We start from the raw sequence: 14,369 nt of genomic DNA, 5'->3' as shown, positions 1-14,369 counted from the left end.
CCGAGATGACCAGCCAGACGAACAGCCAGACGAACAGCCAGACGACCAGCCAGACGACCAGCCAGACGACCAGCCAGACGACCAGCCAGACGACCAGCCAGACGACCAGCCGGGCGAACAGCTCCGCCGACCTGCAGCAGCGCTACGCCGCCTCGCTGATGAACACCTTCGGCCCGCCCCGGCTGGTGCTCACCCGCGGCGAGGGCCCCTACGTCTGGGACGCCGAGGGCACCCGCTACCTCGACCTGCTCGGCGGGATCGCGGTCAACGCGCTGGGCCACGCCCACCCGGCCCTCGTCGAGGCGGTGACCCGGCAGCTCGGCACCCTGGGCCACGTCTCGAACTTCTTCACCACCGAGCCGCAGGTGCGGCTGGCCGAGAAGCTGCTGTCCCTGCTCGGGCTGGAGCCCGGCGGCGGCAAGGTGTTCTTCACCAACTCCGGCACCGAGGCCAACGAGGCGGCCTTCAAGCTGACCCGGCGCACCGGCCGCACCCACCTGGTCGCCATGGAGGGCAGCTTCCACGGCCGGACGACGGGCGCGCTCGCGCTCACGTCCAAGGCGGCCTACCGCGAGCCGTTCGAGCCGCTGCCCGGGCACGTCACCTTCGTGCCCTTCGGCGACCCGGACGCGCTGGCCGCCGCGGTCACCGACGAGACCGCCGCGGTCGTGGTCGAGCCGATCCAGGGCGAGGCCGGCGTGCTCAGCCCGCCGGCGGGCTTCCTGGCGCGGGCCCGGGAGATCACCACCGCCCACGGTGCGCTCCTGTGGCTCGACGAGGTGCAGACCGGCATGGGCCGCACCGGCTCGTGGATGGCGCACGCCGAGAGCGGGGTCACCCCCGACGTCGTCACGCTGGCGAAGGGGCTGGCCGGCGGCATCCCGATCGGCGCGATGGTCGCGGTGGGGGAGAGCGGCACGCTGCTCGGCCCCGGCAGCCACGGCACCACGTTCGGCGGCAACCCGGTCTCCGCCGCTGCCGCGCTCGCGGTGATCGGCACGATCGAGGAGGACGGGCTGCTCGACAACGCCACCAAGGTCGGCGAGCTGCTGCGCGCCGGCCTGGCCGACCCGCGGGTCACCGAGGTCCGGGGCCGCGGGCTGCTGATCGGGCTCGACCTCGACGCCGCGGTCGCCGCCCAGGTCGCCGACGCGGCGCTGCGGCACGGCGTGATCCTCAACCCCTGCACGCCGCAGCGGATCCGGCTCGCGCCGCCGCTGGTGCTCACCGCCGAGCAGGCCGAGGAGTTCCTGGCCCTGTGGCCGACGATCCTCGACGAGGGCTACGCCGCCGCCGAGCAGGCCGCCGCCGATCGGGCCGGCTCCGCGTGACCCGGCACTTCCTGCGCGACGACGACCTGTCGCCCGCCGAGCAGGCCGAGGTGCTGGCGCTCGCCAAGCGGCTCAAGGCCGACCGGTTCGCGGCCCGGCCGTTCGAGGGCCCGCGCGCCGTCGCGGTCATCTTCGACAAGCCGACGCTGCGCACCCAGGCGTCCTTCACCGCCGGCATCGCCGAGCTCGGCGGCTACCCGATGCTGGTCGACGGCCACCTGGCCCAGATCGGCACCCGCGAGTCGGTGGCCGACACCGCCCGGGTGCTCGGCCGGATGGTCGAGGCCGTCGTGTGGCGGACCTTCGGGCAGGACCGGATCGAGGAGATGGCCGCGCACGCCGGCGTGCCGGTCGTCAACGCCCTCACCGACGACTTCCACCCCTGCCAGCTGCTCGCCGACCTGCAGACCATCGAGGAGCACAAGGGCCGCCTGGCCGGCCTGACCGTGGTGTTCCTCGGCGACACCGCCTCGAACATGTCGCACTCCTTCCTGCTGGCCGGCGCCACCGCCGGGATGCACGTGCGGGTCTCCGGACCGGCCGGGTTCGCCCCGGCGGCCGCGGTGCTCGCCGACGCGCAGGCGCTCGCCGGTACGACGGGCGGCTCGGCGGCCTTCGTCCCCGACGCCGTCGAGGCGGTCACGGACGCCGACGTCGTGGTCACCGACACCTGGGTGTCGATGGGCAAGGAGGGCGAGGCCGACGCGCGGCAGGCGCCGTTCCTGCCCTACGCGCTCGACGCCGTGCTGCTGGCGCACGCCCGTGACGACGCGATCGTGCTGCACTGCCTGCCGGCGTACCGCGGCAAGGAGATCGCCGCCGAGGTCATCGACGGGCCGCGCAGCGCGGTCTGGGACGAGGCGGAGAACCGGCTGCACGCCCAGAAGGCGCTGCTGACCTGGCTCGCGGAGCACCAGCCGTGAGCGCCGGCATCCCGGTCACCAAGGGGGCGCGGCAGCAGAAGATCGTCGACCTGCTGGCCCACCACCAGGTGCGCTCGCAGACCGAGCTCGCCGAGCTGCTCGCCGCGGCCGGCGTGAGCGTCACCCAGGCCACGCTGTCCCGCGACCTCGTCGAGCTCGACGCGGTCAAGGTGCGGGTCGCCTCGGGGGCGCTGGTCTACGCGGTGCCCGCCGAGGGCGGCGACCGCACCCCGCGCGCGGTCACCGAGTCGGCGGCCTCCGAGAGCCGGCTGGCCCGGCTGCTGGGCGAGCTGCTGTCCTCGGTCGACGCGTCGGCGAACATGGCGCTGCTGCGCACGCCCCCGGGCGCCGCGCAGTTCCTCGCCTCGGCGTTCGACCGCGCGGAGCTCGACGACATCCTCGGCACCATCGCCGGCGACGACACCGTGCTGGTGATCAGCCGACGACCCGACGGTGGGCCCGACCTCGCCGAGCGGCTCCTCGCGCTCGCCAACGGGACCCACGCCACGCCGCCCGGCGTGGACACCGACCACCGCGCCTGAGGGCGCACCACTGCAGTCAACGACAAGGATTCCCCCCTGTGAGCAAGGTCCTGACCTCCCTTCCGGTCGGCGAGCGCGTCGGCATCGCCTTCTCCGGCGGCCTCGACACCTCGGTGGCCGTCGCCTGGATGCGCGACAAGGGCGCGGTGCCCTGCACCTACACGGCGAACATCGGCCAGTACGACGAGCCGGACATCGCCGGCGTCCCCGGCCGCGCGATGGAGTACGGCGCCGAGCTGGCCCGCACCCTGGACTGCCGCACGCAGCTCGTCGAGGAGGGCCTGGCCGCCCTCGCGTGCGGCGCGTTCCACATCCGCTCCGGCGGCCGGGCCTACTTCAACACCACCCCGCTCGGCCGCGCGGTCACCGGCACGATGCTGGTGCGCGCCATGCACGAGGACGGCGTGGACATCTGGGGTGACGGCTCGACCTTCAAGGGCAACGACATCGAGCGGTTCTACCGCTACGGCCTGCTCGCCAACCCCGAGCTGCGCATCTACAAGCCGTGGCTGGACGCCGCCTTCGTGCACGAGCTCGGCGGCCGCAGCGAGATGAGCCAGTGGCTCACCGAGCACGACCTGCCCTACCGGGACAGCCAGGAGAAGGCCTACTCCACCGACGCCAACATCTGGGGCGCCACCCACGAGGCCAAGACCCTGGAGCACCTCGACGTCTCGCTGGAGAGCGTCGAGCCGATCATGGGCGTGAAGTTCTGGGACCCGACGGTCGAGATCGCGGCGGAGGACGTCACGATCCGCTTCGAGGCCGGCCGTCCGGTGGCGGTCGACGGGACGTCGTACCCCGACCCGGTGGCGCTCGTGGAGAAGGTCAACGAGATCGGCGGGCGGCACGGGCTCGGGATGTCCGACCAGATCGAGAACCGGATCATCGAGGCCAAGTCCCGCGGCGTCTACGAGGCGCCCGGCATGGCCCTGCTGTGGATCGCCTACGAGCGGCTGCTCAACGCGGTGCACAACGAGGACACCATCGCGAGCTACCACAGCGAGGGTCGTCGGCTCGGCCGGCTGCTCTACGAGGGCCGCTGGCTGGACCCGCAGGCGCTGATGATCCGCGAGTCGATCCAGCGCTGGATCGCCTCCCTGGTGACCGGCGAGGTCACGGTCCGGCTGCGGCGCGGGGAGGACTACACGGTCCTGCGCACCGACGGCCCGGCGTTCTCCTACCACCCCGACAAGCTGTCGATGGAGCGCACCGACAACGCGGCGTTCGGCCCGACCGACCGGATCGGCCAGCTGACGATGCGCAACCTCGACATCGCCGACTCGCGCGCCAAGCTCGAGCTGTACGCCGGCCAGCCGCTGGACCAGGGCCAGGTGCTCGTGGAGAACGGCACGCTGTTCGGCGAGATCGAGGCCGGCGGCGCGGACCGGATCTCCCGCAACCCGTCCGCGGCCGACGCCGGCGACCAGGCCCTGGACCACGCGGCCCTCGAGGCCGGCACCGACTGACGCCGACCCGTCAGTCATGCAGCCCATCCGGCGGCGTGTCGTCGCACAACTGACGGCTCGCCGCCACCTGCTAGGAAGGCACACGTGAGCACCGAGAGTCACGGCACCAACACCGGCGCCCTGTGGGGCGGCCGGTTCGCGTCCGGCCCGAGCGACGCGCTGGCCGCGCTGTCGAAGTCGACCCACTTCGACTGGCGGCTGGTGCCCTACGACCTCGCCGGGTCGCGGGCGCACGCCCGGGTGCTGCACACCGCCGGGCTGCTGACCGAGGCCGACCGGGACGCGCTGGTCGCGGGCCTGGACCGCCTCGGCCAGAGGTACGACGCGGGGCAGCTGCACCCGGACGCGTCCGACGAGGACGTGCACGGCGCCCTGGAGCGGCTGCTGCTCGACGAGGTCGGCACCGAGCTCGGCGGACGCCTGCGGGCCGGCCGCTCGCGCAACGACCAGGTGGCCACGCTGTTCAAGGCGTTCCTGCGCGACCACGCGCGGCTGGTGGCCGGTCACGTGCTCGACCTCGTGGAGGCCCTCGCCGGGCAGGCCGAGCAGCACCTCGGCGCGGTCATGCCGGGCCGCACGCACCTGCAGCACGCCCAGCCGGTGCTGCTGTCCCACCACCTGCTGGCGCACGCGTGGCCGCTGCTGCGCGACGTCGGCCGGCTCCGGGACTGGGACGCCCGGGTCGCGGTCGACTCGCCCTACGGGTCGGGTGCCCTGGCCGGGTCGAGCCTCGGCCTGGACCCCCAGGAGGTGGCCCGCGACCTGGGGTTCACCGACTCCAGCGCGAACTCCATCGACGGGACCGCGGCCCGGGACTTCGTGGCGGAGTTCGCCTTCGTCACCGCGATGGTCGGCGTGGACGTCAGCCGGCAGGCCGAGGAGGTCATCCTCTGGGCGACCAAGGAGTTCGGCTTCGTGGTCCTCGACGACGGCTACTCGACCGGGTCGAGCATCATGCCGCAGAAGAAGAACCCGGACATCGCCGAGCTCGCCCGCGGCAAGGCCGGCCGGCTGATCGGCAACGTCACCGGCCTGCTGGCCACCCTCAAGGCGCTGCCGCTCGCCTACAACCGGGACCTCCAGGAGGACAAGGAGCCGGTGTTCGACTCGGTGGACACCCTCGAGGTGCTGCTGCCGGCCTTCACCGGCATGGTCGCGACGCTGCGCTTCGACACCGCACGGATGGCCGAGCTCGCCCCGCAGGGCTTCTCCCCTGGCCACCGACGTCGCCGAGTGGCTGGTCCGCGAGGGAGTGCCGTTCCGGGTGGCCCACGAGGTGGCCGGCGCGTGCGTGCGACGCTGCGAGGAGCTGGGCGTCGAGCTGGACGGGCTGAGCGACGCGCAGTTCGCCGAGATCTCCCCGCACCTGACCCCCGGGGTGCGCGAGGTGCTCACCGTCGAGGGCTCGGTGTCCTCGCGCGACGCGCGAGGCGGCACCGCTCCCGTGCGGGTGGCCGAGCAGCTCGCCGAGCTCCGCAGGGCAGTCGTGGACCACCGTGCGTGGCTGGCCTGACTCGCTGACCGGCGACGTGCTCGACGTCGCGCCGCGGCTGCTCGGTGCGGTGCTCCGCCACGACACCGACGCCGGCCCGGTCGCCGTCCGCGTCACCGAGGTAGAGGCGTACGACGGCCAGGGCGACCCGGGCTCGCACGCGGCGAACGGCCGCACCCGGCGCAACGCGACGATGTTCGGGCCGCCCGGCCGGCTCTACGTCTACTTCACCTACGGGATGCACTACTGCTGCAACGTCGTGGTCGGGCCGGAGGGCTCGGCCTCGGCGGTGCTGCTGCGCGCCGGCGAGGTCGTCGAGGGCCGCGAGCTCGCTCGGGAGCGGCGGGGGAGCACCGACCGGGACCTGGCCCGCGGACCTGCGCGGCTGTGCCAGGCGCTGGGCATCGACCTGAGCCACGACGGGACCGACCTCACGCGGGGGCCGCTGGTGCTGTCCCCGGCGGACGCGCCCGCGGTCGACGTCCGCACCGGACCCCGCGTCGGCCTGCGCCTGGCCGCCGACCGGCCCTGGCGGTTCTGGCTGGACGGCGACCCCAGCGTGTCGACGTACCGGCCGGCCGTGCAGCGCTGAGGAAAGTGGACGTTTCAACCTGTGCCCATCGGGCACCGTGACCGACGGCACACCCTCGGCACCAGGAGACACCCATGGCGTTCGCCGCACTCGACCGCAAGCACACGATCGCCCCAGCGGGCTACAACCGCTGGCTCATCCCACCGGCCGCACTGGCCATCCACCTCTGCATCGGCCAGGTCTACGCGACCAGCGTCTACAAGACCTCGCTCGTCAAGAACTTCGACGCGAGCCTGACCTCGGTCGGCATCGTGTTCTCGATCGCCATCGTGATGCTCGGCCTGTCCGCCGCCGTCCTCGGCACCTGGGTGGACACCGGCGGCCCGCGTCGCGCGATGGTCGCCGCAGCCTGCGCCTGGTCGGTCGGCTTCATGGTGGGCGCCGTCGGCATCGCCACCGGCCACATCTGGCTGCTCTACCTCGGCTACGGCGTGATCGGCGGCATCGGCCTGGGCATCGGCTACATCTCGCCGGTGTCCACGCTGATCAAGTGGTTTCCGGACCGGCCGGGTCTGGCCACCGGCCTGGCGATCATGGGCTTCGGCGGCGGCGCCCTGGTGGCCTCGCCGGTCGAGAGCAAGCTGCTCGCGCTCTACGACAGCGGCTTCGACCCGAAGGACGCCACCTCGGTGGCCAGCGGCTCGGCCGTCGCGGCGATGTTCATCACGCTGGGGCTCGCCTACCTCGTGGTGATGCTGTTCGGCGCCTGGCTGATCAAGGTCCCGGCCGACGACTGGCGTCCCGAGGGCTTCGACCCCTCGAAGGTCAAGGCCAAGTCGATGGTCACCACCGCCAGCGTGAGCGCCAAGAACGCCGTGAAGACACCGCAGTTCTGGCTGCTGTGGGTCGTGCTGTTCTGCAACGTGACCGCCGGCATCGGCATCCTCGAGCAGGCCGCCCCGATGATCCAGGACTTCTTCCGCACCGGCGCCGGCTCGAGCGTCGACCCGGCCGCCGCGGCGGGCTTCGTCGGCGTGCTGTCGATCTGCAACATGGCCGGCCGTTTCATCTGGTCCTCGACCTCCGACGTCGTCGGCCGCAAGCCGATCTACATGGGCTACCTCGGTGGCGGCATGGTGCTCTACGCCCTGCTCGCGCTCACCGGCCACGGCTCCACCGCGCTGTTCGTGCTGTTCGCGGGCATCATCATCTCCTTCTACGGCGGCGGGTTCGCGACCGCTCCGGCCTACCTGCGCGACCTGTTCGGCACCTTCCAGGTCGGCGCGATCCACGGCCGCCTGCTCACCGCGTGGTCCGCGGCCGGTGTCGCCGGGCCGCTCATCGTGAACCGCTACCTCGACGCCGAGGGCACGCCCGGCAAGCTGACGTACGACGCCTACAAGCCGGCGCTGCTGACCATGGTCGGCGTCCTCGCCGTGGGCTTCGTCGCGAACCTGCTGATCCGCCAGGTCTCCGACAAGTTCCACGAGGCCGACCGGCAGGAGCCGCAGCTCACCGAGCAGCCGCAGACCGGCGGCGGGGTCGCGACCACGACCCGCACCGGCACGGCCACCGTGACGCGGCCGGTCCTGCTGGTCGTCGCCTGGCTGGTGGTCGGCATCCCGCTGGCCTACGGCATCTACGAGACCGTCGTGAAGGCCTCGAGCCTGTTCGGCTGACGGACCGGTCCCGGGGGAGGAGGGGCACAAGCTCATCCACCCCCGGGACCAGGCCGCCCGTGACGAGTGGCCGCCCTTCCTCACCGGCGTCGACTTCGGGCAGCTGGTCACGGCCGGGCACGTCGACGGCTACCCGGTCTGCTGCTGCACCTGGCCCGGCCCAACCCGCTCTGGCGGGCGCTGGCGGCCGACCCGCACGACGTGCTCGCGCTCACCGGCGACTACGCCTACGTCGAGGCGGCCTGGAACGCGAACCTGGCACCGACCCGACGCTGGGCTGCTCTGCCGTGCCGAGGTCGTCGACGACTCCCACGAGCGGGCGGCGATCCTGGCGTCGGGGGACCTCCGGCTAGGGTCGGGCGAGTGACCGAACTGCGCGACGACACCGTCCGGAAGCTGCACCGCACCGTCCTCGACCGGCAGCGCGCCGGCCGCATCCCCGGCCTCTTCGCCGGCGTGGTCCGGGACGGCGGCCTGGTCTGGCAGGAGGGCGTGGGCTCCGCGGACCTGGCCGACCCGGCGGTACCGCCGGACGCCGACCACCAGTTCCTCATCGCCTCCAACACCAAGACGTTCACGGCGGTGCTGGTCATGGCGCTGCGCGACGAGGGCAGGCTCTCGCTCGACGACACGCTGGACACGTTCGTCCCCGAGGTGACCCAGCGGGGGCTGACGATCCGGCAGTGCCTGGCGCACGTGTCCGGGATGCAGCGCGAGCCGCTCGGCGACGTGTGGGAGACCCTGGTCAACCCGGACACCGCGGAGCTGGTCAGCGGCTTCAACCAGGCCGAGCGGGTGCACCGTCCGCACCACGTCTGGCACTACTCGAACCTGGTGTTCTCGATGCTCGGCGAGGTCGTGGCCCGCCTGGACGCGCGCCCCTGGGCCGAGTCGCTGCGGGCGCGGATCCTGGACCCGCTGGAGATGCGCCGCACCACGGTCGGGTTCGCCCCGTCGACAGGCCCAGGACAGCGCGGCGGACGCGTGCAGGGCTACTACGTGCCGCCGTGGACCGACGTGCCCGTCCCGCAGGACCAGCTGGACCTGCGCGCGCTGAACCCGTGCGGCGGGCTGGCCAGCACCGGCGCGGACATGGCGCGCTGGTCCGCGTTCGTCGCCGACCCGGTGGCCGAGGTGCTCGCCCCCGCCACCCTCGAGGAGATGTGCGAGCCGCAGGTCGTGATGGACCGCGAGCGCTGGACGGCCGCGATGGGCCTCGGGTTCTTCCTGGTCCGCTCCGGCACCCGCACGTACGTCGGCCACACCGGCGGCATGCCCGGCCACATCACGGCGGTGTTCACCGACCGGGAGGCCAAGACCGGCGGCGTGGTGCTGACCGGCTCCGGGTCGACCCCGGACGTCGCCGGCTTCGCGACCACGCTGGCCGACCTCGTCACCAATCACGAGCCCCTCGACCCCGAGCCGTGGCGGCCCGGGACCGCCGTACCCCCGGAGCTGGCGGAGCTCGTCGGCGTCTGGTACTCCGAGGGCAGCCCGTTCGTGTTCTCGGTGCGCCAGGGCGGCCTCGAGGCGCGCGCGGAGGGGCAGCCCGAGCACAAGCCGGCCTCGCGGTTCGAGCAGGTCTCACCCGACCTGTTCCGCACGGTCGCGGGCCGCGAGCACGGCGAGCTGCTGCGGGTGACTCGCGACGCCGCCGGCCAGGTCACGAAGATGAACTGGGCGACGTACCTCGTCACCCGCCAACCCCTCGCCTTCGGCGAGTGGCTGTAACCACACCCCGACCCGGGCCCGAGGTCATGTCGAGCCGGGCCCGAGGTCACGTCGAGCCGGGTCTCGCGTCGGGCGGTCGTGCCGGTCGAGACCAATCCCGATGGCTGTGGAGCCCCCCGATGAGGCAGGCTTGCCCTGCAACGTCCCTGAACGGAAGGCATCTCGGTGAGCTCTGACCTGCACGTCCTCGACGACCTCGAGTGGCGCGGCCTGATCGCGCACTCGACGGACCTCGACGCCCTGCGCGCCGAGATGGACGCCGGTCCGGTCAGGTTCTACGTGGGCTTCGACCCGACCGCGCCGAGCCTGCACATGGGGAACCTGCTGCAGATCGTCACCGCACGCCGGCTCCAGGACGCCGGGCACATCCCCTTCGCCCTGGTCGGCGGCGCCACCGGGATGATCGGCGACCCCAAGGACTCCGGCGAGCGGGTGCTCAACTCCCTCGACGTGGTGAAGAGCTGGGTCGACCGGGTGCGGGCGCAGATCGAGCCGTTCCTGTCGTTCGAGGGCGCGAACGCCGCGACGATGGTGAACAACTACGACTGGACCGCGAGCCTGTCGACCATCGACTTCCTGCGCGACATCGGCAAGCACTTCCCGGTCAACCGGATGCTCGCGCGCGACACGGTGAGGAAGCGGCTCGAGGACGGGATCTCCTACACCGAGTTCAGCTACGTCCTGCTGCAGTCGATGGACTACCTGAACCTGCATCGCGACTACGGCATCTCGCTGCAGTTCGGGGGCAGCGACCAGTGGGGCAACATCACCGGCGGCGTCGAGCTGATCCGTCGCGCCACCGGTGATCGCGTGCACGCGCTCGCGACCCCGTTGATCACTCGCGCGGACGGCACGAAGTACGGCAAGACCGAGGGCGGTGCCCTCTGGCTGGACCCGGAGATGCTGTCGCCGTACGGCTTCTTCCAGTTCTGGCTCAACGTCGAGGACGAGAAGGTGGGCGAGCTGCTGCGGGCCTTCACGTTCCTGAGCCGCCCCGAGATCGAGGCGCTCGAGATGCAGACGGCCGAGAAGCCCTTCCTGCGGGCCGGGCAGAAGGCGTTGGCCGAGCTGATGACGACGATGGTGCACGGCGCGACCGAGACCGCACGGATCCAGGCCGCGTCCGCGGCGCTGTTCGGCGGGGGGACCCTGCACGAGCTCGACGTCGCGACGCTGGCGGCCGCGCTGAGGGAGGCGGGGTCGGTCCAGGTGAAGCTCGCCGACGGGATGCCGTCGGTCGTCGACCTGCTGGTCACCTCCGGGCTGTCGAAGAGCAAGGGCGAGGCCCGGCGGACGATCGGGGAGGGCGGCGCCTACCTCAACAACGAGCGCGTGACCGATCCGGAGATGGTGCCGACCGAGGCGGACCTGCTGGGCGGCTCGTGGCTGGTGCTGCGGCGGGGCAAGAAGAACCTGGCCGGCGTGGAGGTCGTGCGGTGAGCGTGGGGCGCTTCGCCGACGGGCTCGAGGAGCGCGCCGCCGACGTCCTCCCGGAGGCCGTGTTCCGGTACTTCCGCCAAGGTTCGCGGGACAGCACGTCCACCAGCGAGGCGACAGCCGCTTGGGAGAGGCACCGCTTCCTCCCGCAGGTGCTCCGTGACGTGACCGAGGTCGACCTGCGCAGCACGGTCCTGGGCGCCGAGCTCGCGTGCCCGTTCGCCGTCGCACCTACCGCGATGCAGCGCGCCGTCCACCCCGAGGGGGAGGTGGCGATGGCCCGCGGGATCGCGGCCGCCGGCTCGCTGATGGTCGTCTCCAGCAACTCCGGGTCGACCTTCGAGGACATCGCCGCGACCGGCGTCACCTTCTGGGCCCAGGTCTACGTCACCGCGGACCGGCCCGCGTGCCTGCCGCTGCTGCACCGGGCCGCCGCCGCCGGCGCCCGGGCGGTGGTGCTGACCGCCGACACCCCGGTGGTGGGCACGAAGCACGACGGGGAGGGCCCGACGATCTGGGACCTTGCGGGCCCCGGCTGGTCGCACGCCAACTTCCCGGACGGCTACGGCAGCTCGCCGGGGGACGCGAAGGCCACTGACCTCGGTCCGCAGGACGTCGAGTGGCTGGCCCGCACCACCCGCCTCCCGGTCGTGGTCAAGGGGGTGCTGCGCGCGGACGACGCCCGCCGCTGTGCCGAGGCCGGGGCGGCCGCCGTCTGGGTGTCGAACCACGGGGGACGCCAGTTCGATGGGGCTGCCGCCACGGCCGACTGCCTGGAGGCCGTGGTGGCCGAGGTCGGTGACGAGGTCGAGGTGTACGTCGACGGGGGAGTGCGCACGGCCCGGCACGTCGTGACCGCGCACGCGCTCGGCGCCTCGGCGGCGTTCATGGGCAGGCCACCGGTCTATGCACTCGGCACCGAGGGCAGCGCCGGAGTGGAACGACTGCTCGGCGAGCTGGACGACGAGCTCACCGAGGCGCTGATGCTGCTCGGCTGCCCGTCCCTGGGCCGGGTGACGACCGCGCTCTTGAGCCGCTGACCACCCTGGTGCCCGAATGACACCGATGTGGTTCGACGCCCAGCGGCAGCGACCGCGAAGCGGGCTCCTGAGCCCAGAAACCACTTCTGACCTGCGAAGATGCGGATGTGACCGGGGCCACCCCGACACGATTTGACGATTCATCGAGGGTCTACGTACTGTTCTCTTTGTCGCCAGGGAGCGGCGGGACGCAAAGCCGAGAGGCTGGGCGGCCGGCCCCGAGGCACAACCCCCAACTGATCACCTCGACCGAGGTGGCTCGGTGCGCGCTTCGGCGGGTCCCGGATCGTTTCGGTCGCTGTGGCTTGGGTGGAGCCGGAGCAGCTCGGCCCCCGATGTGACGGGGCCAGCGAAATCCGGTAAGTTTCACCAGGTTGCCCCGGGAACGCGGTCGGAAGGCCGGGTTGCGGTGCGCGCTTGATCCTTGAGAACTCAACAGTGTGCTAAAAGTCGACGAATTAATTTGTAACGCCAGTCGGCAGGTTGCGATGGATCCTTTCGGGGGTTTGTTGGTATCTGTCGATGATTCCTTTAGGTAAGACCGCTTTTCTTTCATTCCTTCGGGGGTGGGGGAGGGCAACTCTTGCTGGGATGCTCCTAGATTGTTGATGAAGTGCAGCGCCTTTGGGTGTTGTGTGATTCTACAGAATTCAACGGAGAGTTTGATCCTGGCTCAGGACGAACGCTGGCGGCGTGCTTAACACATGCAAGTCGAGCGGTAAGGCCCCTTCGGGGGTACACGAGCGGCGAACGGGTGAGTAACACGTGAGCAATCTGCCCTTCACTTCGGGATAACTCCGGGAAACCGGTGCTAATACCGAATACGACCACTTCAGGCATCTGATGGTGGTGGAAAGTTCTGGCGGTGGAGGATGAGCTCGCGGCCTATCAGCTTGTTGGTGGGGTAATGGCCCACCAAGGCAACGACGGGTAGCCGGCCTGAGAGGGTGACCGGCCACACTGGGACTGAGACACGGCCCAGACTCCTACGGGAGGCAGCAGTGGGGAATATTGGACAATGGGCGAAAGCCTGATCCAGCAACGCCGCGTGAGGGATGAATGCCTTCGGGTTGTAAACCTCTTTCAGCAGGGACGAAGCGCAAGTGACGGTACCTGCAGAAGAAGCACCGGCCAACTACGTGCCAGCAGCCGCGGTAATACGTAGGGTGCGAGCGTTGTCCGGAATTATTGGGCGTAAAGGGCTCGTAGGCGGTCTGTCGCGTCGGGAGTGAAAACTCAGGGCTTAACCCTGAGCCTGCTTCCGATACGGGCAGACTAGAGGTATGCAGGGGAGAACGGAATTCCTGGTGTAGCGGTGGAATGCGCAGATATCAGGAGGAACACCGGTGGCGAAGGCGGTTCTCTGGGCATTACCTGACGCTGAGGAGCGAAAGTGTGGGGAGCGAACAGGATTAGATACCCTGGTAGTCCACACCGTAAACGTTGGGCGCTAGGTGTGGGGCTCATTCCACGAGTTCCGTGCCGCAGCTAACGCATTAAGCGCCCCGCCTGGGGAGTACGGCCGCAAGGCTAAAACTCAAAGGAATTGACGGGGGCCCGCACAAGCGGCGGAGCATGCGGATTAATTCGATGCAACGCGAAGAACCTTACCTGGGTTTGACATATGGAGAAAACTGTCAGAGATGGCAGGTCCGCAAGGGCTCTATACAGGTGGTGCATGGCTGTCGTCAGCTCGTGTCGTGAGATGTTGGGTTAAGTCCCGCAACGAGCGCAACCCTCGTCTTATGTTGCCAGCACGTAATGGTGGGGACTCATAAGAGACTGCCGGGGTCAACTCGGAGGAAGGTGGGGATGACGTCAAGTCATCATGCCCCTTATGTCCAGGGCTTCACGCATGCTACAATGGCCGGTACAAAGGGCTGCGATACCGCAAGGTGGAGCGAATCCCAAAAAGCCGGTCTCAGTTCGGATTGGGGTCTGCAACTCGACCCCATGGAAGTCGGAGTCGCTAGTAATCGCAGATCAGCAACGCTGCGGTGAATACGTTCCCGGGCCTTGTACACACCGCCCGTCACGTCACGAAAGTCGGCAACACCCGAAGCCAGTGGCCCAACCCGTAAGGGAGGGAGCTGTCGAAGGTGGGGCTGGCGATTGGGACGAAGTCGTAACAAGGTAGCCGTACCGGAAGGTGCGGCTGGATCACCTCCTTTCTAAGGAGCTTTTGGCGGGTGG

9 protein-coding genes, 1 rRNA gene and 2 pseudogenes are annotated in these 14,369 nt (G+C 70.6%); all 12 read left to right on the top strand.

Going from position 1 to position 14,369, the window contains the following annotated elements:
• Positions 1–5 precede the first annotated feature (5 nt).
• The 12 genes and pseudogenes from KRR39_RS11020 (at position 6) to KRR39_RS10970 (ending at position 14,347) form a co-directional block, all read left to right on the top strand.
• Positions 6–1,331 (top strand): acetylornithine transaminase, encoded by a 1,326-nt coding sequence (locus KRR39_RS11020; RefSeq protein WP_216942052.1) that lies wholly within the window; start codon positions 6–8, stop codon positions 1,329–1,331.
• A complete protein-coding gene (gene argF, locus KRR39_RS11015) occupies positions 1,328–2,254 on the top strand; it encodes an ornithine carbamoyltransferase (RefSeq protein WP_216942051.1) in 927 nt (308 codons plus the stop codon). The genes KRR39_RS11020 and argF overlap by 4 nt, the downstream gene beginning before the upstream one ends.
• Positions 2,251–2,796 carry an arginine repressor gene (locus KRR39_RS11010; RefSeq protein WP_216942050.1) on the top strand — a complete coding sequence of 182 codons (546 nt, stop codon included), beginning with the start codon at positions 2,251–2,253 and terminating at the stop codon, positions 2,794–2,796. Before argF ends, KRR39_RS11010 begins: the two co-directional genes overlap by 4 nt.
• A gap of 38 nt (positions 2,797–2,834) precedes the next feature.
• Positions 2,835–4,265, top strand: a complete 1,431-nt coding sequence (argG, locus tag KRR39_RS11005) for an argininosuccinate synthase (protein WP_216942049.1) — start codon at positions 2,835–2,837, stop codon at positions 4,263–4,265.
• Positions 4,266–4,349: 84 nt separating this feature from the next.
• Positions 4,350–5,778, top strand: a pseudogene (gene argH, locus KRR39_RS11000) (argininosuccinate lyase).
• Positions 5,762–6,349 (top strand): DNA-3-methyladenine glycosylase, encoded by a 588-nt coding sequence (locus KRR39_RS10995; protein ID WP_216942048.1) that lies wholly within the window; start codon positions 5,762–5,764, stop codon positions 6,347–6,349. The pseudogene argH and the gene KRR39_RS10995 overlap by 17 nt, the downstream one beginning before the upstream one ends.
• A 74-nt stretch (positions 6,350–6,423) precedes the next feature.
• Positions 6,424–7,968, top strand: coding sequence for an OFA family MFS transporter (locus KRR39_RS10990; protein ID WP_216942047.1), 1,545 nt, complete (start codon positions 6,424–6,426; stop codon positions 7,966–7,968).
• Positions 7,969–8,034: 66 nt separating this feature from the next.
• Positions 8,035–8,262: pseudogene (locus tag KRR39_RS26090) on the top strand (FMN-binding negative transcriptional regulator); the annotation flags it as partial.
• Positions 8,263–8,331: 69 nt separating this feature from the next.
• A complete protein-coding gene (locus KRR39_RS10985; RefSeq protein ID WP_254185668.1) occupies positions 8,332–9,699 on the top strand; it encodes a serine hydrolase domain-containing protein in 1,368 nt (455 codons plus the stop codon).
• A gap of 165 nt (positions 9,700–9,864) precedes the next feature.
• Positions 9,865–11,139 (top strand): tyrosine--tRNA ligase, encoded by a 1,275-nt coding sequence (gene tyrS / locus KRR39_RS10980; RefSeq protein WP_302053575.1) that lies wholly within the window; start codon positions 9,865–9,867, stop codon positions 11,137–11,139.
• The gene (locus KRR39_RS10975; protein WP_254185667.1) at positions 11,136–12,176 is read left to right on the top strand and encodes an alpha-hydroxy acid oxidase; all 1,041 of its coding nucleotides are present in this window, start codon (positions 11,136–11,138) and stop codon (positions 12,174–12,176) included. The genes tyrS and KRR39_RS10975 overlap by 4 nt, the downstream gene beginning before the upstream one ends.
• A 650-nt stretch (positions 12,177–12,826) precedes the next feature.
• Positions 12,827–14,347, top strand: a 16S ribosomal RNA gene (locus KRR39_RS10970).
• The last annotated feature ends 22 nt before the right edge of the window (positions 14,348–14,369 follow it).

Source organism: Nocardioides panacis, from assembly GCF_019039255.1.
GTDB lineage: Bacteria > Actinomycetota > Actinomycetes > Propionibacteriales > Nocardioidaceae > Nocardioides_B > Nocardioides_B panacis.
This window is presented reverse-complemented; position numbering and strand designations above follow the sequence as displayed.